The following is a 26,405-nucleotide window of genomic DNA, read 5'->3' as shown; positions in this document are numbered from 1 at the left end:
AGTCCCCCTCCTGTAATATGAAGAGGGACAAGTGTACCGATGATCAATACTCCCACGCCTCAAACGCCAGCGGCATCTTATTGAGCAAATCTCGCCGCTCGCGCCAGTTAGGGATCAAGCGGTCCATATGTAGACGGAAGCGCTCATTATGATGACGCTCCAGTAGGTGAACCAGTTCATGCACCAGAATATACTCCAGACACTCAGGTGGTTTCTTGACCAGTTCCAGATTAAACCAGACTCGCTTTGTGGTGGTATTACAGGTGCCCCAAAAGGTTTTCATCTTTTTAATGCCCCAGAACGTCGCGGAAACACCGGTTCTGTCCTGCCATTCGGGCAGTAATTTAGCGACCTGCCGTTTCAGCTCATGCCGATAAAAGTCGGTTAATACCAGTGCCTTATTTTCGTTGCTGGTTCCTGGCTGAACATAAAGCTGGAGTTTATTATTTCCCGCAATTTTCACCTCATGACGTCCCTGACGCTCGATCACAAACAAACGATATTTACGACCCCAAAGATAGTGGCATTCTCCGCTGACCATTTCCCGTTCGGACTGGCGTGGCTGTCTGGCGAAATCCTGCTGTTGTTTTCGAATCCAGCGAAAGCGGGAAGCGACCGCCATCCGTATCGCCGTTTCTGTCATGTGTTCCGGGGCTGAAACGCGGACTTTGCCGTCAGGCGGCAGGACGCTGATATGCAAGTTCTTAATTGCCTTACGGTTAACCTGCAAGCGCAGCGTGCCTATCTGCATGACCGGCATCAGTGGTATTCCTTTTGCTTACGGGCAAGCTCAAGAACGTCATCAATATTGACGTTATAACTGGCGGTTTCTTCACGCAGTGCACGGGCAAGCTCTCGTTCCTTAAAACGATCGCCAATCCACTCCGCTTTTTTGGTATAGCGGATTGTCGTATCAATACGGGTTGCCAGCACCTCGTCATGGCCGAAGTTATCATAAAATGCCCGCTTTGCCTGCGTATCCATCGTTTCTGGATAGGATGCTCCGTTGGTTTGTTCTGGGCGGATAACCTGCTTGCTCAAATCCCGGATACGCTCCAGGTACTGCTGATAATCAAGCGCATTCTGGCGGCGAAGGGTAATCAGCTCATCCAGCAACAGCGACATGCGCCCGTAGTATTTTGGGTTCACCGGGTTTTCATCCACAATGGTTTTACGCACGTTGTTTTCGATGGTTTCTGCCATCGCATCCTGATTATTGCGGATCTCGTCCGGCAGAGCAGCAGTTGCTGCTGCGCCTTTTTCAACAATCAGCTCAATCAGGCTTAACTCTTCGAAATCCATCAGCACTTCGCTACCGTCGGCGCGAACATACATATCCAGCAGGTGGCGCATGGCGGGCTCAAAGCGCTTCATGTCCAGCAGATCGCCGCTGGTTAGTTTAATGTCGTAGCGCAGTCTCTCGAATTTAGCGACTTCGGCTCGAATGCTTTCCACTTCCTCATTGGTATAACCCGCTTCCTGCATTTCATTCGCCAGGCTGGCGTAAGCGCGCAGCAGGCGGGCGACATTCTGATAGAACGAAAGGCGCAGCGCCTCTTTTTCGCCTAATACCGCCTGGTTTTCTCCCGACTGACCACAGAAATAGTGCTGATAGTCCTGCAATTCGCGCGGTGCCTTGACGGGTTCGCACAGGCTGCGAACCACCTCCAGCGCGCTGTCGAGATCCAGCTTCGCCTGCTCCAGACGATTTTTCAGCAGGCCATCAACATCATCCCGATCGTAATCGTCAAACGCGCCTGCGGTGTAATCGGTTATCGCTTTATCCAGCGAGCGAAACAGATCCTTATAATCGATAATATAGCCGTACTCTTTATCTTCCCCATCCAGCCGGTTTACCCGACAAATCGCCTGAAACAGCGTATGGTCCGTCATGGTTTTATCGATATAGAGATAGGTGGCGGACGGCGCGTCAAAGCCGGTCAGCAGCTTATCCACCACGATAAGCAGACGCATTTGCCCCGGCTCATTAATAAAGCGCTGTTTAACGTCCCGCTCGAACTCTGCGATGCGTCCGGCAACCTTCTCTTCGCTTTGCTCAAAATAGTCGGCCAGCATTTTGCGATAGGTCGAGAATTTAAACAGCTTCTCGGTCAGGCTCGCGCCAGTTTCTTCACCTTTGATACTGGCAGCATCGGGACGAAAGCTGGTTACAATCGCCACTTTTCCCGCCAGATCGGTCTGGCTGAACATCTCGTAAACCTTACAGGCCTGATACACGCTACTGCATACCAGCATGGCGTTACCGCGCCCGTCCATCAGGCGCGGGCGGGTATCCATATCCAACAGAATATCATTAACGATCTGCTCCAGCCGCGACTTGCTGGACAGCAGTTTCTGCATTGAGCCCCATTTCTGCTTAAGCTGGGTCTTGGCTAAATTCGACAGGCCGCGCGTTTTGGCCTCAAACCAGTCATCGACCTTTTTCTCAGACGTCAGATACTGGTCAATATCGCGGGCCTCATAGCGCAGATCCAGCACCACCCCGTCAGCCACGGCTTCATCAAACTTATAGGTATGGATATAAGGGCCGAACACCTCCACTGATTTCTTTTTATCTTTCTTCATCAGCGGCGTGCCGGTAAAACCGATAAACAGGGCTTCCGGCAGAATCGCAGTCATTGCGTTATGCAATTTACCAGACTGCGTGCGGTGGCACTCATCCACGAAGACGAAGAGATCACCTTTGGCGCGGAACGTTTTGGTCAGGGATTGTTGCAACTCAGTGATGAAGTCGTCGGTTGCCGCAGCGTCTTCCGCTTCGCTACGCCGACCGAACTTATGCACCAGCGAGCAGATGAGCCACGGGTTCGGGTGGTTGAGCGTTGCGATCAGATCGCTACCGCTGGAGGTGCGATAAATCTCTTCATCCACGCCCATAAACACGCTTTCGATCTGTTCATCCAACTCGGTGCGGTCGGTCACAATCAGCACGCGCGAATTGGGCACGTTTTCACGGATCCACTTTGCCAGCCAGACCATCGTCAGGCTTTTACCCGATCCCTGCGTATGCCAGATAATTCCACCTTCACGACGGGCAATATGCTGTTTAGCCGCCTCGACGCCAAAGAACTGATTATGGCGACAGAGTTTTTTCACCCCAGCGTCAAAGGCCATATAGTTATGGACGATATCCAGCAGTCTTGATTTGTTGCAAAGGCGGCTTAAATGGAAGTCGAGCTTATGCGTGTATGCGTCGGTACTCTCTTCTTTCCACTCCAGATAATATTTTTCCGGCGTTTCGATGGTGCCGTAGCGCAGCCCCTGCGTATCATTACCCGCCATCACCAGTTGCATGGTGCTAAAGAAATTGCGGATAAAGGTTTTCTTCTGATTATCGAGGTTCTGCCGGATGCCTTCGCTGACGTGAACTGACGAGCGTTTAAGTTCAATCACGCCCAGCGCGATGCCGTTAACGTACAGCACCAGATCCGGGCGCTTGCTGTATTCGCCGTTGACCGTCACCTCGTCGGCAATAGCGAAATCATTGGCTTCAGGATTTGCCCAGTCAATCAGCCATATGGTCTGATTCTGCTCGCCCGCGCCTTCCTTTTCCTTCACGCCGTAGCGCAGCAGGCGATAGACCTCTTTATTGGCGTAATACAGCTTTTTGCCTTCGCCCAGCGCGGCGGCGGAGTCCAGTTGCCGAAGCACACGGGTGATCAGGGTATCGCTGACGCCGCGCCGTTTCAGCCATGCGCTCAGTATGTCCGTGTCGATATTGCTGTCATCGGCATCTCCAGCGCTGCGGCCCAGATAGCGGTAGCCTAAATCCTTAACAAAAAACTGAATCAGACGCTCTTGCGTGGCGCGTTCGCGCTGGCCTATGGTGCTCAAAAGGCGCTCTCCTTAGAGCCTGTCCCACCAGGCTATTTTACTTGCCAAACTGGACTTGGGCAGTGCTCAAAATCCTCACGTACTGCGTGTACGCTCCGGTTTTTCCGCGCTGTCCGCATCCAGTCTGACTGCAACAATGACGCCTGCTGGGACAGGCTAATTTTCAGCAATGAAACTCCATCACGCGGTTAATGGCGAATTGCAGATTCTTATCGTCAAACAGCTTTATCTTACGGCTGGCCCAAGGTTCTCCCGCAGGCCACTGATGCAACCCCTCTTTCACCGAGTCCAGCGTCGGCTGGCATTGTCCCCGGGTCAACAACCAGTCAACGGTCGCCAACAGCTCCAGACCAAACGGCGATTCAAAACCGTCAATCAACTGGCTGACCTGCTCAAGCGCTGGCAACCACGCTTTGGCTTCGCTGTTCAACCATAGGTTGATGTGTTCTTTTTCCCGATCGTTAAACCAGATCACATCCAGTGGCTGGCTGTCCGGGATACGTTTCTCGGCTTTCAGATAGGTACCGTCCAGCGCGTTAAGCAGATGGTTCAGGTTAGGAGCATAGGGGCCGTAATAGTGCGCCTCAAACCGCAGTTTTAGCACGTCCTCCTGCTGGTGCTGTTCAATGGCGCGTTGTAGCAGCCATGCCAGCTTCTGGATTTCCAGCAGGCTGCACTCCATACCCAGCACCCAGTAGCGGCGCACCAGTTCAGCGATCATCGCTCTGGCGGGGGTGAGCTTTTTTACACCGCTGCTCTTGGCGACGTTCTGGTATTTTTCGGTAGGCTCATAAATCAGGATTTCCGTGTCCTGAAGGTCGCCCAGCGCAGATTCAATCCGCGCCCGGACATCCGGCCAGTTCAGGCCGCCGTTGCCCGCGCCCAGCGGGGGAATGGCGATGGACCGCACTTTCTTTTCGATCAAAAAGCGGCGCAAGTCCTGCAAACCGTCTTCAATCCACACCATGCGGGAGTCGGCGCGCCAGTGCTGCTTGGTAGGGAAGTTGACGATCCAGCGTGGCCCCATCAGCTCGCCAGTTTCGGTAATAAACATCTTGCCAGTCATCACCTGCTTTTGTTTGCAGGCGTCGGCATAGGCTTTCATATTGTCGGGGAAGCGCTCTTTAAACATCAGCGCGATGCCTTTACCCATGACACCGACGGTATTCACCGTATTCACCAGTGCTTCCACAGGCGCGTCCAGTAAATTGCCTTGTGTATATGTGATCATGAGAAGTACCACCCGGCCCGTGCGTGAACGGGCATTGTCAAATTACGTTGCGACAGCCAGTCTTCTAATTGTACCTTGACGTTGTTATTGTAACAAACCATCCCATCCAGCAGTGTGATGGGGCAGTGCTTCCAGATTAACGCCTCGGCCTGATAGCGTTCAAACTTAGCCGGATCGTCTGGATCGCGACGGAAATCCCGCGCCTGTAAGATAGACCAGTCGATCTGATTCAGGTCCTCCAGGCGGGTGTAGTAGTTGGCCCAGTTATAGTAGGCATGGCTGTCGGTAAACACGAAGGGGGCGTTTTGCGCCGCCACGCTTCGCAGGCTGCTGACCAGAATGACGATTTCCTCATTGGGGCGCTGCGTAATGCCGCCACGCCCGCTGTGGATATTCATCAGCATCGGCGAAAAGGGGGTAAAGTAAAACGGCACGTAGTCATGCAGCGTCCCGCCCATACCGACAGGCACCGGATGCCCGGCGCGTTTGCCGATAAGTTCCGGGTTGCCGATATTGATCCAGTTTGCCGCCTGCACTTGACTGTTGCCGCAGTGCAGGCCGTTGTCCAGTATCCACGGGATATTATCCCGATGGACAATGCGCCAAATCAGGGCTTTTTCCGGGTTGAGGCTGGCGCTGTAATCATAAGCCATGTGCGTTCCCTTCTATATTAAGCGGGTTTTCCCGGTTAACAGCTCCTGCATCATCCCCTGTTTAAGCTGGCGGGTTTTGTCCAGACGCTGTTGCAAGGTCTGAATCTCCTTATCCATATCGGAGAGGATGGTGGCAATGGCGATTTGTTCTTCAATGGATGGTAACACCGTTTGAATACTCTCAATTGTGCTAGCGTTTAAGCTAGGTACCCCTGAAGCTTCATTGTATTGCATCCAGTCAATCATACAGAATTTATAATAAATAAATTGTGCATCTGCTGACTCTGATATTTCTGAGTAAAATAATGTATCAACTGTCCAGAATGGCTTATCTGTATATCGTGGTTTATCAATAGTGCCTTTTCTCCCAATTAATACAGATGGTTTGTTATAGAGAAAAGCATTGGCTTTTCCTATTTGACCACCAGTAGCATAGATTGGGTATTCTCCATCAAGACATTCGACGTGCTTCTGGTTTTTTCCATGTCGAATTTTTATGACCGAGACAAAAGTAGATACTACCCAATCCTCAGGAATTTTCCCCAACTCACTCTTTTTATATCCCTTAACAGAGCCATCTTTCCGCAACGCAAACTGCGGCAAACGGATTTTACCTGTTAACAGTTGCTGCATAGCAGCTGTTTTGATGGCCTGTTTTTTTACAAGTAATCTTTCCTGAGTAAGGATGAATGTGTCAATATCAGATAGTGTATCCGCGATGATTAATCGCTCTCTATCTGATGGATAAGGAATGGGGAGGATCTTTATTATTGTTCCACTAAGGTTTTCTTGACCGCCAGAGTTACTTAGCTCACGTATTTCTGCATATTTGCTATTCAGGTAGTGAAATAAATATTTAACTGATGCTTTTTCGTACAATGAAATTGCAGCACAGGCCTGATTAATGGTGGCTCTAATGCGTAAAATGCCAACTTTACCCCGGGTTTTCCCCTGACCATACATAGCCATTAATAGTGTGTCTTTGTCACACCATTTGGTAGATGAATTATTTAAACCATTGTCAGTTATATATTCATCTACATGAGAGATATCATTACCATCAATTAGAGTTGTCGTGACCCATGGAATATCACCATCCCAATATTGTGCTATTTTTCTGTTTGGAGTTCCGCCAGAGTAGACTTTAGCTATCTCATTGATGGTCTTTACACCCCAATCCTCCGGAATCACCCCCACTTCAGTCAACTTATACCCCGCAGGCACACTTTTCCCTGCCGTATCCGACTGCTGCTCATGCACCATTAAATCCACCATCACCACTCCAGCCCCATCGCCCGCAAATGCCCGGCCACCTTCTTGCTTAACGCCTCAACGGACGCCTCCAGCGCCGGTAGCGGCTCGGCATAGCGCTCTTCCAGCTCCTTCACGCGCTCCGCCAGTTGCTGGGTGATACGCTCAATCTCCGCCTGAATCCCGGCCTGCAACGTCGCCAGCCATTTGTCCTGCACCACCAGCGCCTTGATCGCCGCTTCATCCAGCGTGGGATACTGTTTAAACACCGCGCGATCCAGCGTTTTTTGCGCGGCTTTCAGCGCTTTTTTCGCATTCGCCTCTGCTGTAATCAGCGCCAGGCAACGGGTCAGCGCCGCCAGCTCATCCGGATCGGCGGTGGTTTTCTTCAATTTTGTCAGGCGGGCATTGACCAGCTTTTGCGTCACCTTATCCTTGTCGTTCTTCGCCTCGGCCAGCAGATCCTCTTCCCCTGTCTGCTCCTCGATAAACTCGGCTAACTGACGGCTGGCCTCTTCACTGCGTTCCTGCGCGCGGTTCAGCGTGTCCAGCTGTTGCGGGAAACAGCGAATCTCCACCAAAGAACGAGGCAGCACGTCGGCCTTGTAGCGCCGCTTGTCAAACTCAAAATCATGCGCCTCTTTCCAGACGTTTTTGCCATCCTTGCCTTTTACCGGCTGGAGTTCGCGAATGTGCGCGGCGGCTTGCCAGCCGTCCTGCATGATCACGTAGACATCGTCCTGCATGATGTCGGCCCAGTAGTCCATCAGGATCTGGTACACGCTGTATTTATTCAGCAGCTCGCTGTTGGCATACTGCGCCAGCAGCATCTCGCTGATATCGTGGATCAGCGCCTTGGGTTTATCGCCCTTACCGATCTCATTCAGCGCCGCCTCTTTCAGCCACGCCTTAAACGGCAGCAGGCTGCGGGTGGAAAAATCCTTAAATTCCTGATGCGCCAGAATGGTCGGTTTAACCTGTTGGGCTTCGACCTGAGCCCGACAGTAGCCGGGGCGATCGTCGGTAAACAGTACGTCGCGCAGGGCAGGAAATACCCGCCAGTAATCCTGTAGGGCATCCACATCGCGCGCCGGAATACCGCCCTGTAGGTGGGCGCTCAGATCGTGCAAATCTTCCGGCTCGCCGCCGTCGATATAGCGGGGGATATTCAGGTTGTAATCATTCCCGGCGATCTCGCTTAATGACACCATCCGGCTGTAGCCGGGCAGCGTTCGCTGATGGTTAAACACATCCACGATGCGGTGAATATCCCGGCTACGTAGGCGGTTCTTGTTGCCATCTTTGATAAAGCCCCGGCTGGCATCGATCATAAAAATGCCTTTGCGGCTGTGGGCGTGCTCTTTATCAATCACGATAATGCACGCCGGGATGCCGGTACCGTAAAACAGGTTAGCCGGTAGGCCGATAATGCCTTTGATATAGCCTTGCTTGATCAGGTTTTCGCGGATATTCGCTTCGGCGTTGCCGCGGAACAGCACGCCGTGTGGCAGGATCACCGCCCCTTTGCCGGTGCTTTTCAGGCTCTTGATGATGTGCAGCAGAAAGGCATAATCGCCGTTCTTCTCCGGTGGAACGCCCCAGACGAAGCGCTCAAACGGATCTCTCTTCAGATCCAGCCCGCTGGTCCAGTTTTTATTGGAAAACGGCGGGTTCGCCACGGCGAAGTCGAAGGTTTTCAGTTTGCCGTTGGCCACTTTCCACTGTGGATCGCTCAGGGTATTGCCCTGCCAGATTTTAGCGGTGGCGTTGTTATGCAGGATCATGTTCATCCGCGCTGGTAGCGTTGTCCATCTCCTGCCCGAAGATCGACAGCCCGCGTCGGGTTTCATCGCTAACTTTAAGCAGCAACGAACCGGAGCCACAGGTGGGGTCGTAGACCGTGGCATCCTGTGGCGTATCGGGCGTAATGCCGATCACCTTCGCCAGAATACGCGATACCTCCGCAGGCGTGTAGAACTGCCCCTTGCTTTTACCGGATTCGGTGGCAAAGTGGCGCATCAGGTACTCATAGGCATCGCCCAGCAAATCGTCGCCATCGGCCCGGTTGCCGGACAGATCCAATCCCTCGAAGATACCGACCAGCTTGGTCAGGCGGTCAATCATCTCCTTACCTTTGCCGAGCTTGTCTTCGTCGTTAAAGTCAGCCTCGTCGATAACGCCTTTCAAATCGTTCTCTTCCGCCAGCCTGCGGATGATTTTGTTAATTTTATCGCCGATTTCTTTATCGTTTTTCAGCGCGACCATATCGTCAAAGCTGGCCCCTTTCGGGATCACGATCATCCCGTAGGGATCGCCCTTATATTTGTCAGAAACGTACTTCATAAACAGCAGGGTCAGTACATAGTCCTTGTACTGGCTGGCATCCATCCCACCGCGCAGTTCGTCGCAGCTTGCCCACAGGGAGGAATAGAGTTCGGTTTTTTTGATAGCCATTAAATATCTCGTTTCGCGCGATTCTGTGCTGTAAACGATTACAGCAGATCGGTGTTCAGTCCGGCGGCTTTCAGCCGACGGGTTAAGTTACGCATTTTGCTGAATTCAGTGCCGAGGCTCTGGCTCAGGCCAGTGCCTTCGCAAAAGGCTTTCGCCGTAATGTGTTCCAGTTCGTCGGCATATTTTATCATTTGCAGATGCAGCTCGACGGTGTACCGGTTACGCGACGCACAGGCAAGCGCCTGCTGAATACGGTAATAAATCTCGTTTTCGTTCATAAAGACAGGCACCCGTGGACATGCTAGATAATTTAGCTAAATTAGCTAAAATTGACGTTGAGTTCAATGAGTAAGACGTTTAGCAGCTCTGATTGCACGGTTTTCGAACAAAGAAAATATCTTTAAGCAAACCAGCCATCTAGATTTTGTCATTAGCGTCTACGAAATTAGATTTCTGGTTCAGTTTCCTAAAGATATCGCTTATTTGTGACTATCATACATTTACATTTTTTATACCTGACGCAGCTATCATTACTGAATAGCTGGATCAGGTATCGCAAGACGTGACTGTGGAATTAAAGCCGATTAAATTAACTCAAGCCAACTATTGCTATCAGCTTTTTTGCACAGTTACTTATTCTGGCTTAGTGGGTTATTGATTTTTGCATAGTCAAAAGGAGAAAAGATTTTTTCTCGATTTGCATCCAGATAATCCGCCCACCACTGCAGCATCAGCCTCCTCTCCCCCAGATGCTCAGCCTTATGGATATAAGCAGCCCGCACAGAGTTGCGTTCTTGGTGACTCATCTGCCGCTCTGCTGCATCCCTCGACCACAAGCGTGACTCCATCAATGAACTACATGCCATAGCTTTGAAGCTATATCCACACACTTCCGTTTTCGTGTCATAGTCCATCACTCGTAAAGCCTTGTTCACCGTATTCTCACTCAGAGATTTATGCGGATCGTGATCGCCAACAAAGAGAACTACCGAATTCAGAATAGCGATAGAAAGTAAAGGCAGGAAATTACCTTGCGTAGCACAGATTTCAGATACAAAAAAACCACCTTTCGGTGGTTTGATCGCATCACTTGGTGCCGAAGGCCGGACTCGAACCGGCACGTATTTCTACGGTTGATTTTGAATCAACTGCGTCTACCGATTTCGCCACTTCGGCACTGAAGGGGATGCGGAAACCCGTGCATTATACCCGCTGGCGATCGCCATGCAACAGATATCCGCCGCGGCGGTTTTCAACTGTTGAAAAAAGCACCTCAGTCGATAGGTGCGCTGGTTTTTCAGCGTGTTAGCAAGGGATGGCGCCAGTAGCCCGCAAGGCCGAAAACCGACAGAGACAAAAAAGGCGGGTCGCTGACCCGCCTGGCTATCTGGCCCAGCGAATGGGCTTAGTTGATCTTCACCGGCATGCCGGAGCGGGCCTTCAGGGCTTCGTCTACGGCGTGGGTGCTGACGCTGGGGTCGGCGACGATCTTGGTCACCGCGGCGTTGAGCTGGATCGGGACCGGCGCGCGGGACTGCCACTCCGCCTCGGTGGTGGAGAGCGGGTTATGCACCTCGATATAGCGGGAGCCGTCCGGTTCGACGGTGGCTTTTACCGGTTCGTCGATAAACTGCACGCGGGTGCCGACCGGGACGTTGTCAAACAGCCACTTGATGTCCGGGTCGCGCAGGCGCACGCAGCCGTGGCTGACGCGCAGGCCGATGCCGAAGTTGGCGTTGGTGCCGTGCACCGCATACAGGCGGCCGACGTACAGGGCGTACAGCCCCATCGGGTTGTCCGGACCGGCGGGGAAGACGGCGGGCAGGTACTGGCCGTTGGCGGCGTACTCTTCGTGCATCTTCTTGGTCGGGGTCCAGGTCGGGCCGGCTTTCTTGCGCTGGACGGAGGTCACCCAGTTCATCGGGGTGTCGCGGCCCAGCTGGCCGATGCCGATCGGCAGTACGATCACGGTCTTACTGCCTTTCGGATAGTAGTACAGGCGCATTTCGGCGCTGTTGATCACGATCCCCTCGTGGGGCGTGTTCGGCAGGATCAGCTGCTGCGGGATGGTCAGGCTACGACCTGCGCGCGGCAGGTAGGGGTCGACGCCGGGGTTGGCTTCCAGCATGTTACTCAGCCCCATCTGATACTGGGCAGCAAAGTGCTCCAGCGGGTACTTACTGTCTTCCGGGACCTTGATCTGCAGGTTCTCGCCAACCACTCGGCTGTTGTTCGCCGGCAGAGGGTATACCACGGCAAACGCAGACTGCACGCAGGCAGTCGCGGCCAGAAGTACCGTGAGAAGCGCACGGATACTCATTTTCATGTTTCTATTCCTGTTGGGTGCTTAACGCCGCGCAGGCGGTTGTTCGGTTACAGTCACAAATGACCGCTGCGCATTATATGTTCACAGAGGACAAAGAGGAAAAAATAACTGCGCTGCGGCAGAAAATTTCACCGTGACCGCCCCGTTCAGCCTCTCTCTTTACAGCGTAGCAAGATTACCCTTGCATGTGCGCTGCGTCACATTCATTTTTACCCGCGGCAGCACTCTGGCGGTATTTTTTACAAAATTCCCGGCGAAAAGCGCTGCCGTGCAGCGTTGGCTGGCATTACTATACTTACCCTCTTAATTCCCTAGCGTTTGAATGACATGGATACTCGTTTTCGCTCTTTTTTTCCGCTGGCCGCGCTGGCCATCGGCTGCATGCTGAGCGGCGTTTCCGCCCGCGCCGCCGCGCCGGATGCCCAGATCAGCGCAACCGTTGATCGCTACGCCGAACATATCTTTTACAACAGCGGCGCCACCGGGATGGCGCTGGTCGCCATCGACGGCAGGGAGCAGCTGTTCCGCAGCTACGGTGAGACCAAGCCGGGCAACCATCAGCGCCCGCGCCCCGACTCGCTGATCCGTATCGCCTCCCTGACTAAGCTGATGACCAGTGAGGCGCTGGTCAAGCTGGACGCCGAGGGCAAAGTCAAGCTGACCGATCCCCTGTCGCGCTATGCGCCACCGGGTAAGCGTGTGCCCACTAACGCCTCCGGCAGGCCGATCCGCCTGATGCACCTGGCCTCCCACACCAGCGGTCTGCCGCGCGAGCAGCCGGGCGGCGCCGCCAATCGGGCGGTGTTCACCTGGCCGACCTATAGCCAGCGCTGGCAGTGGCTGCAGCGCGCGCGTCTGAGCGTGGCCCCGGGCAGCAGCGCAGCCTACTCTAACCTGGCCTACGATCTGCTGGCTGACGCCCTGGCCCACGCCACCCGGCAGAGCTACCCGGCGCTGTTTCAGCGCCTGATCGCCCGCCCGCTGGGGATGAGCAGCACTACCTATACCCCGACGGCGACGCAGTGCGCGCGTCTGATGATCCCGGCGCGCAGTGCCAGCCCCTGTATCTCCTCGCTGGCGGCTATCGGCAGCGGCGGCGTCTACTCCACGCCGGACGACATGCGTCGCTGGATGCAGCAGTTTCTGGCCGGCGGTCAGCAGCCGCGCAGCCCCTATGCCGCCCGTCTGCTGAAGATGTACTATCCGCGCGCCAAGCTGAATCAGGTGAAAGGCATGGATGTGCCGGGCAAGGCCTCCGCCCTGGGGCTGGGATGGGTGGCGATGGCGCCGCAGGACGGGCACCCGGCCATCATTCAGAAGACCGGCGGCGCCGGCGGCTTTATCACCTATATGGCGCTGATCCCGGAGAAGAACATCGGAGTCTTCGTGGTGGTCACCCGCAGCGACCTGACGCGCTTTAAGAACATGAGCGACGGGGTGAACGATCTGGTCAGCGCGCTGGCGGCGCAGAAGCGTTAAGGCCTGAGGCCAAGGGCGAGATGCTCGAAGTGAGTAATCACTTATATCGCGCCAGCGGGCCGCTTTGGATGCCGCCCCCCGCGCGCTCATGCCTCGCCCGGGTTTTTTACTCATCAGATACAAGCGGGGCGCCCTTAGGCGCCCCGCATAACCTATCCCCACACCGCTAGCTGCGGCGCAGCAGCAGATAGACGCTGAGCCCCAGAAACAGCGCGCTGGGCAGCACCGCCCCGATCACCGGCGGCACGTTGTACACCAGGCTCATCGGGCCGAAGATCTGATCCAGCACGTAAAACACAAAGCCAAAGCAGATGCCGGTCAGCACCCGAACCCCCATCGGCACGCTGCGCAGCGGGCCGAAGATAAACGACAGCGCCATCAGCATCATCACCGCCACGGAGAGCGGCGCAAAGATTTTGCTCCACAGGTTGAGCTGGTAGCGGCTGGACTCCTGGCCGCTCTGCTTCAGGTATTTGACGTAGTGGTACAGCCCGCTGATGGAGAGGGAGTCGGGGCTAACCGCCACCACCCCCAGCTTGTCCGGCGTCAGGTTGGTCTTCCACACCCCGCTCAGGGTACGTGAGCCGGTGATCATCTTCGGATCGGTCAGGTTGGACTCCTCCACCTGGGCCAGCTTCCACTGCTTGCCGTCAAAGGTGGCCGACGCCGCGTAGCGCAGCGAGGTCAGCTTACGCTGGGCGTTCAGTGTGTAAATGCTCACCCCGCCAAGGGTACGGTCGTTCACCACCTGGGCAATATAGACAAACTGGTTGCCATCTTTGGCCCACAGCCCGCCCTGGGTCGACAGCAGCGAGCCGCCGTACATCTGCTGGGCGCGGTAGTTGCGCGCCGCCTGATCCCCCTGCGGCGCCACCCACTCACCGATGGCCATGGTCAGCAGCACCAGCGGGATGGCGGTTTTCATCACCGCCGATGCCACCTGCATACGGGTAAAGCCGGCGGCCTGCATCACCACCAGCTCGCTGCGCTGCGCCAGCATCCCCAGCCCGAGCAGGGCGCCGAGCAGCGCCGCCATCGGAAAGAAGATTTCGATATCCTTGGGGATGCTCAGCAGGGTAAACAGGCCGGCGCCGGCCACGGAGTAGTCGCCCTGACCCACCTTGCGCAGCTGATCGACAAACTTGATGATGCCCGACAGCGACACCAGCATGAACAGGGTCATCATGATGGTGTTGAAGATGGTGCGGCCAATATAACGATCGAGAACGCCAAACATCAGGCCACTCCTTTTCCGCTCAGGCGCGCGCGCAGGCGACGCATCGGGACGGTATCCCACAGGTTAAGCGCGACGGCCAGCAGCAGGTAGAGACCGTTCACCGCCCACATCCAGATCATCGGGTCCAGCTTGTCCTTACCGCCGTTGGAGCGCAGGGAGCTCTGCAGCAGGAAGAAGATAAGGTACAGCAGCATCGCCGGCAGCATCGACAGCACCCGCCCCTGGCGCGGGTTGACCACGCTGAGCGGCACCACCATCAGCGCCATCACGATCACCGAGAACACCAGGGTCAGACGCCAGTGAAACTCGGCGCGGAAGCTCGGCTCCTGCGAGTGCCACAGGGCGGACATGCTGGCCTGATCGGCGTTATTGGGGTCCAGCATCGCCGATTTATGGCCGATGATCGCTGAATAGTCGACAAAGTCGGTGATACGGAAATCACGCAGCATGGCGGTGCCCTCATAGCGGGTGCCGCTGTCCAGCACCACCTTCTGCGCGCCGTCTTTCATCTCCACCAGATGGCCGCTGTCGGCCACCACCACCGACGGGCGCTGGGAGCCGCTGGGGCGCAGCTGGGCCAGGAAGACATTATGGAATTTCTTGTCCTTCACATTGCCGACAAACAGCACATAGTTGCCGTCCTGCGAGGGCTGAAACTGCCCCTCCGCCAGCGACGCCAGGCCGGGGTTGGCTCGTGCCTCGGCCATCACTTCGTCCGAATGCAGCGAGGACCACGGGCTCAGCCAGAAGGCGTTGACCAGCGCCAGCGCGCCGGTAATAAAGGCCAGCGCCATCGCCGCCTTCACCAGCACCGCCTTGCTCAGGCCGCAGGCGTGCATCACCGTGATCTCGCTCTCCGTGTACAGTCTGCCCAGCGTCATCAGCAGCCCCAGGAACAGGCTGAGCGGAAGAATGAGCTGGGCCATCTCCGGTATTCCCAGCCCGAGCAGGGAAAATACCAGATTGGTCGGGATATCACCGTTCACCACCGCCCCTAAAATTCGCACCATCTTTTGGCAAAAAAAGATCAGTAGCAGAATAAACAGGATAGCGACCTGGCTCTTAAAGGTTTCCCGTACTAGATATCTAATGATGATCACGCTTATTACGCCTGTGAAAACTTGTATTTTTGCAGGAAAATAGATAATTTCTACGCTAACGCGCCATTTTTATGATGATTATGGCAGCGGCAACAATCAGGAACACGATATACAGCCTTTGCTGTCCGGGCGGCGTAAAAGCACACTGGGAACGTGACCAGATCCCAAAACGCCAACCGCTTGTCAGGTAAACTGATTGTACTGTAAACCGATTGTACCGTAATCGTTAGTCACGAAAACGACAAATTTAGCCGCCGGCAGCGCAAAAAACCAGCAAAAGCCGCTGCGGTGGCCGGATAAGACCAATGCCGGCACGATTTTACCGTTTGGCTCAAAAAACGTGTGGCAATAATTGTTTCTAGTCAGTTCAACGGCGCAGGGGCCGCAGCTCGCTTGAGTATAGTTTATCTGCCCCCCCGGCCGCTGTCTTTAAGATTCAGGAGAGTGCATGGAGTTCAGTGTAAAGAGCGGTAGCCCGGAAAAACAGCGTAGCGCCTGTATCGTGGTCGGCGTGTTCGAACCGCGTCGCCTGTCACCGATTGCCGAACAGCTCGACAAGATCAGCGACGGCTATATCAGCGCCCTACTGCGCCGCGGCGAACTGGAAGGCAAGGTGGGTCAAACCCTATTGCTGCACCATGTCCCCAACGTACTCTCAGAGCGCATCCTGCTGATCGGCTGCGGCAAAGAGCGTGAGCTGGACGAGCGCCAGTATAAGCAGGTGGTCCAGAAGACCATCAACACCCTGAATGACACCGGCTCGATGGAGGCGGTGTGCTTCCTCACCGAGCTGCACGTCAAGGGCCGCAACACCTACTGGAAGGTGCGTCAGGCCGTCGAAACGGCCAAAGAGACCCTCTACACCTTCGATCAACTGAAGAGCAACAAGGTGGAGCCGCGCCGCCCGCTGCGCAAGATGGTGTTCAACGTGCCGACCCGCCGCGAGCTGACCAGCGGCGAACGCGCCATTCAGCACGGCCTGGCCATCGCCGCCGGGATCAAGGCCGCCAAGGATCTCGGCAACATGCCGCCCAATATCTGTAACGCGGGCTACCTGGCCTCGCAGGCGCGTCAGCTGGCCGACAGCTACGCCGACGCCGTCACCACCCGGGTGATCGGCGAACAGCAGATGAAAGAGCTGGGCATGAACGCCTATCTGGCCGTCGGTCAGGGCTCGCAGAATGAGTCGCTGATGTCGGTGATCGAATACAAGGGCAGCCCGAACCCGGACGCACGCCCGATCGTGTTGGTCGGCAAAGGGCTGACCTTCGACGCCGGCGGCATCTCCCTCAAACCGGGCGAAGGCATGGACGAGATGAAGTACGACATGTGCGGCGCCGCTTCGGTGTATGGCGTGATGCGCATGGCGGCCGAGCTGCGGCTGCCCCTCAACATCGTCGGGGTGCTGGCGGGCTGTGAAAACATGCCGGGCGGGCGCGCCTACCGGCCGGGCGACATTCTCACTACCATGTCCGGCCAGACCGTCGAGGTGCTCAACACCGACGCCGAAGGGCGCCTGGTGCTGTGCGACGTGCTGACCTACGTCGAACGCTTCGAGCCAGAGCTGGTGGTGGACGTCGCCACCCTGACCGGCGCCTGCGTCATCGCCCTGGGTCATCACCTGACCGGCCTGATGGCTAACCATAACCCGCTGGCCTCCGAGCTGCTGAGCGCCGCGGAACAGGCGGGCGATCGCGCCTGGCGTCTGCCGCTGGGCGAGGAGTACCAGGAACAGCTGGACTCCAACTTCGCCGACATGGCCAACATCGGTGGCCGTCCGGGCGGAGCGATCACCGCCGCCTGCTTCCTGGCGCGCTTCACCCGCAAGTACAACTGGGCGCATCTGGATATCGCCGGTACCGCCTGGCGCTCCGGCAAGGCCAAGGGAGCCACGGGCCGCCCGGTGGCGCTGCTGTCGCAGTTCCTGCTCAACCGCGCAGGGCTAAACGGCGAGGAGTGATCCCGCCTCTCCCCTCCCGCACGGGAGGGGATGCATGAATATTCCCGCCATTGCTGTAGAATAGAAGAAAGGGTCGTCCGCCGCGCGGGCGGCCGCGTCCCGTCGCTGATCCCGGCGGCGGGGCAATCACCTAGCAGGATAGATCCGACTCCCGATGAAACAGGCAACCTTTTATTTGCTGGAGCAGCCCCAGGCGGCGGACGCGCCGGACGATGTAGAAACGCTGGCCTGCGATCTGGCCTGTCAGCACTGGCGCGCCGGTAAACGGGTGCTGCTGGCCTGCGCCAGCCAGGAACAGGCGCTGCGCCTGGACGAGGCGCTGTGGGCGCGCGATCCGCAGCAGTTCGTGCCGCACAGCCTGGCCGGAGAGGGGCCGCGCTTCGGCGCGCCGGTGGAGCTGTCCTGGCCGGGCAAACGCGGCAGCGCACCGCGCGAGCTGTTAATCAGCCTGCTGCCGACGTTCGCGGATTTTGCCACCGCTTTCCATGAAGTGATAGACTTCGTGCCTTACGAAGACGCATTAAAGCAGTTGGCGCGCGAACGCTATAAAGCCTATCGCAGCGTCGGCTTTCACTTGACCACGGCGACGCCGCCAACTCACTGACCGATCAGACGAAACAGACGAAGAATGGAAAAAACATACAACCCGCAAGACATCGAACAGCCGCTGTATGCGCACTGGGAACAGCAGGGCTACTTTAAGCCGAACGGCGACACCAGCAAAGAAAGCTTCTGCATCATGATCCCGCCGCCGAACGTGACCGGTAGCCTGCACATGGGCCACGCGTTCCAGCAGACCATCATGGACACCATGATCCGCTACCAGCGCATGCAGGGTAAAAATACCCTATGGCAGGTAGGGACCGACCATGCCGGTATCGCCACCCAGATGGTGGTTGAGCGTAAGATTGCGGCCGAAGAGGGCAAGACCCGCCACGACTACGGCCGTGACGCCTTCATCGACAAGATCTGGCAGTGGAAGGCCGAATCCGGCGGCACCATCACCCGCCAGATGCGCCGTCTGGGCAACTCCGTCGACTGGGAGCGCGAGCGCTTCACCATGGACGACGGCCTGTCCAACGCGGTGAAAGAAGTCTTCGTCCGTCTGTATCAGGAAGATCTGATCTACCGCGGCAAGCGTCTGGTCAACTGGGATCCGAAGCTGCGCACCGCCATCTCCGATCTGGAAGTGGAGAACCGTGAAACCAAGGGCTCCATGTGGCATCTGCGCTATCCGCTGGCCGACGGCGCCAAGACCGCAGAGGGTCAGGATCACCTGGTGGTCGCCACCACCCGTCCGGAGACCCTGCTGGGCGACACCGGCGTGGCGGTCAACCCGGAGGATCCGCGCTACAAAGATCTGATCGGCAAGTTCGTCATCGTCCCGCTGGTCAACCGCCGCATTCCGATCGTCGGCGACGAACACGCCGACATGGAGAAAGGCACCGGTTGCGTGAAGATCACCCCGGCGCACGACTTCAACGACTATGAGGTCGGTCGTCGCCACCAGCTGCCGATGATCAACATCCTCACCTTCGATGCCGACATCCGTGAGCAGGCGCAGGTGCTCGACACCAACGGCGTCGAGTGCGACGCCTACAGCGATGAGCTGCCGGCCGCATTCCGCGGCATGGAGCGCTTTGCCGCCCGTAAGGCCATCGTCAAGGCCTGCGACGAGGCCGGTCTGCTGGTCGAGATCAAGCCGCACGATCTGACGGTGCCCTACGGCGACCGCGGCGGCGTGGTGATCGAACCGATGCTGACCGACCAGTGGTACGTGCGCGCCGCCCCGCTGGCTAAGCCGGCCATTGAAGCGGTCGAAAACGGTGACATTCAGTTTGTGCCCAAGCAGTACGAAAACATGTACTTCTCCTGGATGCGCGACATTCAGGACTGGTGTATCTCCCGTCAGCTGTGGTGGGGTCACCGTATCCCGGCTTGGTACGATGCCGAGGGCCACGTCTACGTGGGCCGCAGCGAAGAAGAGGTGCGCAACGAGAACGGCCTGGGCGCCGAGGTGACGCTGACCCAGGACAACGACGTGCTGGATACCTGGTTCTCCTCCGCCCTGTGGACCTTCTCCACCCTGGGCTGGCCGGAGAATACCGAGGCGCTGAAGACCTTCCATCCGACCAACGTGCTGACCAGCGGCTTCGACATCATCTTCTTCTGGATCGCCCGCATGATCATGATGACCATGCACTTCATCAAGGATGAAGACGGCAAACCACAGGTGCCGTTCAAGACCGTGTATATCACCGGCCTGATCCGCGACGACGAAGGGCAGAAGATGTCCAAGTCCAAGGGCAACGTCATCGATCCGCTGGATATGATCGACGGTATCAGCCTGCCGGCGCTGCTGGAGAAGCGCACCGGCAACATGATGCAGCCACAGCTGGCCGAGAAGATCGCCAAGCGCACCGAGAAGCAGTTCCCGGACGGCATCGAGCCGCACGGCACCGACGCCCTACGCTTCACCCTGTCCGCCCTGGCCTCCACCGGCCGTGACATCAACTGGGACATGAAGCGCCTGGAAGGCTACCGCAACTTCTGTAACAAGCTGTGGAACGCCAGCCGTTTCGTACTGATGAACACCGAAGGCCACGACTGTGGCTTCAACGACGGCGAAAAGGTCTACTCGCTGGCCGATCGCTGGATCCTGGCGGAGTTCAACCGCACGGTGAAGGCGATGCGTGAGGCGCTGGACAGCTACCGCTTTGATATCGCCGCCAATATCCTGTACGAGTTCACCTGGAACCAGTTCTGCGACTGGTATCTGGAGCTGGCCAAGCCGGCGATCAACGACGGCAGCGACGCCGAGCTGCGCGGCACCCGCCACACCCTGGTCACCGTGCTGGAAGGGCTGCTGCGCCTGGCGCACCCGATCATTCCGTTCATCACCGAGACCATCTGGCAGCGGGTCAAGCCGCTGGTCGGCATCGACGCCGATACCATCATGCTGCAGCCCTACCCGCAGTATGACGCGGCCCTGGACGACGCGCAGGCGCTGTCCGATCTGGAGTGGATCAAGCAGGCCATCATCGCGGTGCGTAACATCCGCGCCGAGATGAACATCGCCCCGAGCAAGCCGCTGGATCTGCTGCTGCGCGACGCCAGCGCCGACGCCCAGCGTCGCGTGGAGCAGAACCGCAGCTTTATCCAGTCGCTGGCGCGCCTGCAGGGCATCACCCTGCTGCCGGCCGGCGACAAGGGCCCGGTCTCCGTCACCAAGCTGGTGGAGGGCGCCGAGCTACTGATCCCGATGGCCGGTCTGGTCGACAAGGCCACCGAGCTGGATCGCCTGACCAAAGAGGTGGCCAAGATCGACGGCGAGATCGCCCGCATCGAAGCCAAGCTCTCCAACGAAGGCTTTGTGGCGCGTGCCCCGGAGGCGGTGGTCGCCAAGGAGCGCGAAAAGCTGAACGGCTACGCCGATGCCAAGGCCAAGCTGATCGAACAGCAGGCGGTGATCGCCGCGCTGTAATCGCCCCCGGCGGGCAAGCACGACAGCGGGAGCCAGACGGCTCCCGTTTTTTTTAGTGTACGCCCGGGCCGGCCCGCAAATGCGCGATACCGGTGCTAAGCCTACCGCAGCGGCTATAATCACAGACAGCGCAATCAATCACCTACCGACGTTGGGGGCCATCTACGCGCGCACTCCGGCCATCGTCGTGCCGGATCCCACCGCCCCCTGATGCGAGGAGCCCGATGGATATTCGTTTCCCCGGCAGCCACGGGCCGCTGAGCCTGAACCCCAATCGCTGGGATATCGTCGCCTTTCCGCTGATCATCAGCCTGATCGCCATGATGGCCATCGGTTTTCATCAGGCGCTGCAGCCTCTCGCCAGCCTGGAAAAGCAGAGTATCTCCCTGGCGCCGGGCGCCCTGCCGGAGTATGCCCTGCGCACCACCCTGCGCATGCTGGTGGCCATGCTGGCCTCGCTGCTGTTCACCCTGATCTACGGCACGCTGGCGGCTAAAAGCCGGCGGGCGGCCAAGGTATTGGTGCCGATGCTGGATATCCTGCAGTCGGTGCCGGTGCTCGGCTATATCTCGTTTACCGTCACCTTCTTTATCGCCCTGTTCCCCGGGCGGGTGCTGGGGGTCGAGCTGGCGGCCATCTTCGCCATCTTTACCAGCCAGGCCTGGAATATGACCTTCAGCTTTTACCAGTCCCTGCGCACCGTCCCCGGCGATCTGGATGAGGTCGCCCGCGGCTTGCACTTCACCGGCTGGCAGCGTTTCTGGAAGCTGGATGTCCCCTTTGCCATGCCTGGGCTTATCTGGAACATGATGATGTCGATGTCCGGCGGCTGGTTCTTTATTGTGGCCTCGGAGGCGATTACCGTCGGCAATACCCACTTCGTCCTGCCGGGCATCGGCGCCTATCTGGCCGAGGCGATCCTGCAGCGCGATCTCCACGCCATCGGCTGGGTGCTGCTGACCATGGTGGCGGTGATCCTCATCTACGATCAGCTGCTGTTCCGCCCGCTGGTCGCCTGGGCCGATAGGTTCCGCATGGAGAATACCCGCACCGCCAATCCCCCTACCTCCTGGCTGCTCAACCTGCTGCGGCGTACCCGCCTGTTCCACCGCCTGCTCGCCCCGCTGGGGCAGTTGCTGGGTTGGCTGGCACGCCTGCCGCTGCGCTGGCCCGGACAGTCGCGCTACCGCCCCACGCCGGCACCGGGGCGCTCACCGCGCTATCTCGATCTGCTCTGGAGTGCGGCTATCCTCGTGTTGACCCTGTATCTTTGTATCCGGGTCGTCCTGTATGTCCGCAGCGGCGTTTCGCTGCATGAGGTCGGCTATGTCCTGCTGATGGGGCTGGTAACCCTGCTGCGCGTCAGCCTGTTAATCCTGATCTCCTCGCTCATCTGGGTGCCGCTGGGGGTGCTGATCGGCCTGCGTCCGGCCCTGGCCGGTAAGATCCAACCGCTGGCCCAGTTTTTGGCCGCCTTTCCGGCCAACCTGCTGTTTCCCGCCTTCGTCATCGCCATCATGCACTTTCAGCTCAACCCGGACATCTGGCTGTCGCCGCTGATCGTGCTGGGCACCCAGTGGTATATTTTGTTCAACATCGTGGCCGGCACCATGAATTTTCCCAATGACTATCGCGAGGTCACGGCCAATCTGCATATTCGCGGCTGGCAGTGGTGGCGCCAGATCATGCTGCCGGCCATCTTTCCCTACTATGTCACCGGCGCCGTCACCGCCGCCGGCGGGGCCTGGAACGCCAGCATCGTGGCCGAATATGTCCAGTGGGGCGATACCCGGGTGGCGGCGCACGGTCTGGGAGCCTATATCGCCGAAAACACCGCCGGCGGTAACTTTCCCAAAATCATCCTGGGCATCGCCATCATGTCGCTGTTCGTCACCCTGTTTAACCGCCTGCTGTGGCGCCCGCTGTACGCCTATGCAGAATCCCGCTTTCGCGCCAACTGACCCTGAACACAGAATACTAACCGAGGAGCCGCGCCATGACCGATCCCCTTTCCCCGCTGCCGCACGGCGTCACGCCGGCGCCTATCCTGAGCGTGCAGGACGTTGATCACGGCTATGAGCAGGCGCACGGCGTCCAGACCATCCTGCAGGGGGTTAACCTGACCCTGCGCGAGGGCGAGATAGTGGCCCTGCTCGGTCGCTCCGGCTCTGGAAAATCCACGCTGCTGCGCATCATCTCGGGCCTGATCACCCCCAGCGCAGGCCAGGTGGACTACCTTGGCGTACCGGTGCATGGCCCGGCTAGGGGGGTGGCGATGGTGTTCCAGACCTTCGCCCTGTTTCCGTGGCTGACGGTGCTGCAAAACGTGGAGGCCGGTCTGGAGGCCCAGGGCATGGCGGCCGCCGAGCGGCGTACCCGGGCGCTGGCGGCCATCGACCTGATCGGCCTGGACGGCTTTGAGAACGCCTACCCGCGCGAACTCTCCGGCGGGATGCGCCAGCGCGTCGGCTTTGCCCGCGCCCTGGTGGTTGACCCCACGCTGCTGCTGATGGATGAGCCGTTTTCGGCCCTCGATGTCCTGACCGCCGAAACCCTGCGCACCGACCTGCTCGACCTGTGGAGCGCAGGCAAGCTGCCGATTAAGTCGATGCTGATCGTCACCCATAACATCGAGGAGGCGGTCTTCATGTGCGATCGCATCCTGCTGCTCTCCTCGCACCCCGGCAAGATCGTCGCCGAGATAGCGGTCCCCTTTCACCACCCGCGCAGCCGCCTCGATCCGCCGTTCCGCCACCTAGTCGATGAGATTTACGCCCAAATGACGGCGCGCAGCGGCGACAACACGCTGCGTCACGAGCTAAAGCTGGGCTCCTGGCTACCCCATGTCTCCACCAACCTGATCGCCGGGCTGCTGGAGACCCTGGCGGCCGCCCCCTACCACGGCCGAGCCGACATGCCCGATCTGGCGCTGGCGCTACACATAGAGGCCGACCGCCTGCTCTCCGTCGCCGAGGTGCTGCAGCAGCTGGACTTTGCCGAGGTTCATCAGGGGGATATTATCCTCACCCCCGCGGGGCAGCAGTTCGCCGTCATGGACACCCAGCCGCGCAAGGCGCTGTTCGCCGCCCACCTGCTGCGCCACGTGCCGCTGGCCACGCTGATCAAGAGCGTACTCGACGAGCGCCCCGGCCACCGGGCGCCGCGGGTACGCTTTGAGCAGGAGCTGGAGGACGTGCTCTCCGATGACGCCGCGCGCGAAACCCTGGATACCGTGATCAACTGGGGGCGCTACGCCGAGATCTTCTCCTATAACGATCAGAGCGGCTCCTTTAGCCTGGAGGACGTCGAGTTTTAATCCGCCCGGGGCCGCTTTCCCCGGCGGCATCTTGCATTGTGGGGGGCGACGGTGCTATTTAAGAAACTGCTTATCCGCACACTGACCAGGGATTCCCAGATGACCGACCAACGCGCCCCCGACATCCGCATTCGCCCACTGACCGCCGCCGACAATGGGGCGATTGCCGACGTGATCCGCCGCGTCTCCGCCGAATGCGGCCTAAGCGCCGACAAGGGGTTCACGGTGTCCGATCCCAATCTGGATCGCCTGGCGCAGAGCTATGCGGCGCCGCGCTGCGCCTATTGGGTGGTAGAGTTGGACGGTGAGGTGGCGGGCGGCGGCGGCGTCGCGCCGCTGGAGGGGGCGGCGCCACACCTGTGCGAGCTGCAAAAAATGTACTTTCTGCCCGCGCTGCGCGGACGCGGGCTGGCCAAGCGCCTGGCCCTGCAGGCGCTGGATTTCGCCCGAGTGCAGGGGTTTACCCACTGCTACCTGGAAACCACCGCCACCCTGCACGACGCCATCGCCCTGTACCGTCATCTGGGCTTTGAACCTATCGACGCCGCGCTGGGCGCCACCCGTCACGTGGACTGTGAAGTCCGCATGCTGCGCGCGCTATAGGCTATCGGCCGGCGACGCGTCCGGCGCCCCCGCCGCGGGGCGCCGGCGCAGAAAATAGCTGGCGATCACCAGCGCCAGCAGCGTGAGCTCGGCCAAGAGCATGCTGCCCCCCTGCTCGCTCAGCCAGGTACCGACGATCACCAGCCCGTTAAGCACGATGCAGGCCCAAGACAGCCAGGGAAACCACGGGGAGCGGTAGCCCGCGCGGATATCGGGATAGTGCCCCGCCCGCTGACGGCGGCGAAAGCAATACTGACACCAGGCGATCACCATCCAGGCCAGGCAGCCGACCTGCCCGGTGCTGGCGATCAGATACAGGTACAGCGACTGGGCCGGAATGTACTTGCTCAGCAGGCACACCAGCGAGATCAGACAGGTCAGCGCGATCCCGTTAGCCGGAACGCCGCGCCGGTTGACCCGGCCGCAGAGGCGCGGGGCAAAGCCGTCCTGCGCCATCGACCACAGCATGCGCGAGCTGGCGTAAATCGCCGAGTTGGCCGCCGATACCGCGGCGGAGAAGATCACCAGCAGCATCAGGGTATCGGCGCCCGGCAGGCCGACGTGGGCAAAGACCCAGACGAACGGGCTGTCGCCGCTCACCGCCCGCGCATAGGGATAGACCAGCGCCAGTACCGCGATAGCCAGCACATAGAACAGAATGATGCGCCCACCGATCCCCATTATCACCCGCGGCAGCACCTTCTCCGGCGCCTCGGTCTCCCCGGCCGCGCTGCCCACCAGTTCCACCCCCTGAAAGGAGTACACCACCACGGTCATGCACAGAAAGAGGCTCCAGGTACCGTGCGGAAACCAGCCGCCGGCGGTGCGCAGCGTCGGCTGCCATGCGCCGCTCCCCTGCAGGCGAAACATCATCACGATTCCGGCGGCGATAAACAGAACGATGGCGAACACTTTGAGCGCCGATAGCCAATATTCACACTCACCAAAGCTGGCGGCGGACAGCAGGTTCAGCAACAGCAGGGAGATAAGGATTGCTAGACAAAACAGGTAGATGGGTACTGCGGGGAAGCACTGGTGGGCGATAAGTCCGGCGGCGGTCAGGTCGGCGGCCAGCGAAAATACCCAGCTCAGCCAGTATAGCCAGCCGATGCTATAGCTCCACAGCGGATGGGGCAGAAACATCAGCGCATAGTGCTGAAACGAGCCGGAGTGGGGAAACGCGCAGGCCAGCTCTCCCAGACACATCATGGTGATCAGCATCACCCCGCCGCCCAGCAGATAGGCCAGAAGGGTGCCGAGCGGCCCGACGCTGTGCAGCGGCTCGGCAATGCCGATAAACAGACCGGTACCGATGGTCCCCCCAGCGACATCATCAGCAGGTGACGCTTTTTCAGCGTGCGCTGGAGCGCCGGAGCGGTTGAGGGTGAAGGCGTCTCCGTCTGACAAGCCATGGTATCCCCCTATGTAAGGTGCATTCTGCGCGCCGGCGCGGGTA

At 58.4% G+C, this 26,405-nt stretch carries 16 protein-coding genes, 1 tRNA gene and 3 pseudogenes; 7 read left to right on the top strand and 13 right to left on the bottom strand.

All coding sequences use genetic code 11. From position 1 onward, the window contains the following. Positions 1–43 precede the first annotated feature (43 nt). The 10 genes and pseudogenes from QY76_RS05185 to QY76_RS05140 form a co-directional block, all read right to left on the bottom strand. Positions 44–760, bottom strand: a complete 717-nt coding sequence (locus QY76_RS05185) for a M48 family metallopeptidase (RefSeq protein WP_012849890.1) — start codon at positions 758–760, stop codon at positions 44–46. Beyond that, complete coding sequence (locus tag QY76_RS05180; RefSeq protein ID WP_045427192.1) at positions 760–3,855, bottom strand: type I restriction endonuclease subunit R; 3,096 nt, start codon at positions 3,853–3,855, stop codon at positions 760–762. Before QY76_RS05180 ends, QY76_RS05185 begins: the two co-directional genes overlap by 1 nt. Before the next feature lie 163 nt (positions 3,856–4,018). Next, positions 4,019–5,086, bottom strand: coding sequence for a macro domain-containing protein (locus tag QY76_RS05175; protein WP_045427189.1), 1,068 nt, complete (start codon positions 5,084–5,086; stop codon positions 4,019–4,021). After that, positions 5,083–5,739, bottom strand: a complete 657-nt coding sequence (locus tag QY76_RS05170) for a DUF4433 domain-containing protein (protein ID WP_045427186.1) — start codon at positions 5,737–5,739, stop codon at positions 5,083–5,085. The genes QY76_RS05175 and QY76_RS05170 overlap by 4 nt, the downstream gene beginning before the upstream one ends. A 12-nt stretch (positions 5,740–5,751) precedes the next feature. Next, complete coding sequence (locus tag QY76_RS17395; RefSeq protein ID WP_045427183.1) at positions 5,752–7,014, bottom strand: restriction endonuclease subunit S; 1,263 nt, start codon at positions 7,012–7,014, stop codon at positions 5,752–5,754. Further along, a pseudogene (locus tag QY76_RS05160) lies at positions 7,014–9,444 on the bottom strand (type I restriction-modification system subunit M). The gene QY76_RS17395 and the pseudogene QY76_RS05160 overlap by 1 nt, the downstream one beginning before the upstream one ends. A gap of 38 nt (positions 9,445–9,482) precedes the next feature. Continuing rightward, positions 9,483–9,722 carry a hypothetical protein gene (locus tag QY76_RS05155; RefSeq protein WP_012849883.1) on the bottom strand — a complete coding sequence of 80 codons (240 nt, stop codon included), beginning with the start codon at positions 9,720–9,722 and terminating at the stop codon, positions 9,483–9,485. Positions 9,723–10,073: 351 nt separating this feature from the next. After that, positions 10,074–10,439 (bottom strand): annotated as a pseudogene (locus QY76_RS05150) (tyrosine-type recombinase/integrase); the annotation flags it as partial. Between the two features lie 96 nt (positions 10,440–10,535). After that, positions 10,536–10,620: transfer RNA gene (locus tag QY76_RS05145), tRNA-Leu, on the bottom strand. A gap of 229 nt (positions 10,621–10,849) precedes the next feature. After that, on the bottom strand, positions 10,850–11,770 hold the full coding sequence (locus QY76_RS05140) for a L,D-transpeptidase family protein (protein ID WP_012849905.1): 921 nt from the start codon (positions 11,768–11,770) through the stop codon (positions 10,850–10,852). A gap of 327 nt (positions 11,771–12,097) precedes the next feature. Here QY76_RS05140 and ampH point away from each other — a divergent pair, with 327 nt between their 5' ends. Continuing rightward, on the top strand, positions 12,098–13,249 hold the full coding sequence (gene ampH, locus QY76_RS05135; RefSeq protein ID WP_034164772.1) for a D-alanyl-D-alanine-carboxypeptidase/endopeptidase AmpH: 1,152 nt from the start codon (positions 12,098–12,100) through the stop codon (positions 13,247–13,249). 166 nt (positions 13,250–13,415) lie between these two features. Here the strand turns inward: ampH and lptG are convergent, their stop codons facing one another. Continuing rightward, positions 13,416–14,486 (bottom strand): LPS export ABC transporter permease LptG, encoded by a 1,071-nt coding sequence (gene lptG, locus QY76_RS05130; RefSeq protein WP_012849908.1) that lies wholly within the window; start codon positions 14,484–14,486, stop codon positions 13,416–13,418. Next, positions 14,486–15,586, bottom strand: coding sequence for an LPS export ABC transporter permease LptF (lptF, locus tag QY76_RS05125; protein ID WP_034164774.1), 1,101 nt, complete (start codon positions 15,584–15,586; stop codon positions 14,486–14,488). Before lptF ends, lptG begins: the two co-directional genes overlap by 1 nt. 448 nt (positions 15,587–16,034) lie before the next feature. Here lptF and pepA point away from each other — a divergent pair, with 448 nt between their 5' ends. From pepA to QY76_RS05095, 6 genes are all read left to right on the top strand, one after another. Next, the gene (gene pepA, locus QY76_RS05120) at positions 16,035–17,546 is read left to right on the top strand and encodes a leucyl aminopeptidase (RefSeq protein ID WP_045427173.1); all 1,512 of its coding nucleotides are present in this window, start codon (positions 16,035–16,037) and stop codon (positions 17,544–17,546) included. 154 nt (positions 17,547–17,700) lie between these two features. Continuing rightward, positions 17,701–18,150, top strand: a complete 450-nt coding sequence (locus tag QY76_RS05115; RefSeq protein ID WP_012849911.1) for a DNA polymerase III subunit chi — start codon at positions 17,701–17,703, stop codon at positions 18,148–18,150. A gap of 24 nt (positions 18,151–18,174) precedes the next feature. Then, positions 18,175–21,030 carry a valine--tRNA ligase gene (locus QY76_RS05110; protein WP_034164775.1) on the top strand — a complete coding sequence of 952 codons (2,856 nt, stop codon included), beginning with the start codon at positions 18,175–18,177 and terminating at the stop codon, positions 21,028–21,030. Positions 21,031–21,254: 224 nt separating this feature from the next. After that, the gene (locus tag QY76_RS05105) at positions 21,255–22,991 is read left to right on the top strand and encodes an ABC transporter permease subunit (RefSeq protein ID WP_034164776.1); all 1,737 of its coding nucleotides are present in this window, start codon (positions 21,255–21,257) and stop codon (positions 22,989–22,991) included. 35 nt (positions 22,992–23,026) lie between these two features. After that, on the top strand, positions 23,027–24,346 hold the full coding sequence (locus QY76_RS05100; RefSeq protein ID WP_034164778.1) for an AAA-associated domain-containing protein: 1,320 nt from the start codon (positions 23,027–23,029) through the stop codon (positions 24,344–24,346). 99 nt (positions 24,347–24,445) lie between these two features. After that, the gene (locus QY76_RS05095) at positions 24,446–24,949 is read left to right on the top strand and encodes a GNAT family N-acetyltransferase (RefSeq protein WP_034164779.1); all 504 of its coding nucleotides are present in this window, start codon (positions 24,446–24,448) and stop codon (positions 24,947–24,949) included. On the opposite strand, the pseudogene QY76_RS05090 reads toward QY76_RS05095, so the two are convergent. Next, positions 24,944–26,361, bottom strand: a pseudogene (locus tag QY76_RS05090) (amino acid permease). The gene QY76_RS05095 and the pseudogene QY76_RS05090 sit on opposite strands and share 6 nt — an antisense overlap. Positions 26,362–26,405: the final 44 nt, after the last annotated feature.

It is taken from the genome of Edwardsiella sp. EA181011 (assembly GCF_000800725.1).
In the GTDB taxonomy this organism is placed as follows: domain Bacteria; phylum Pseudomonadota; class Gammaproteobacteria; order Enterobacterales; family Enterobacteriaceae; genus Edwardsiella; species Edwardsiella anguillarum.
The sequence above is the reverse complement of the archived record's forward strand: the minus strand, read 5'-3'. Positions and strand labels throughout refer to the sequence as shown.